The organism is Chryseobacterium sp. HNCC26DJ241, from assembly GCF_057180505.1.
On the sequence record NZ_JBXUGL010000102.1, the window covers coordinates 1 to 203 of the forward strand.

The 203-nt window shown below is 33.5% G+C and carries 1 protein-coding gene; it reads right to left on the bottom strand.

All coding sequences use genetic code 11. The features are described 5' to 3' along the window. Positions 1-203 (bottom strand): G8 domain-containing protein (locus AC2A1C_RS15925; protein WP_484026920.1); only part of this gene is annotated, 203 nt, incomplete at both ends.

Below are 203 nucleotides of genomic sequence, written 5' to 3' on the forward strand. Positions count from 1 at the left end.
CCTTCTTTCACTGTCAATGCATTATCTGCCGTAATACTTAACTTACCAGTTTGTGCAATTGTTAAAGATTTTGCAGCAGCATTATTAATATTAACAACTACTGTTTTTCCGTCAGGAATATTGGCACATTTTGTATTATCAGGAACTACATTAGGGAACCAGTTATTTGCATTATTCCAAGTGTTATCTATTGCTCCTGAAAA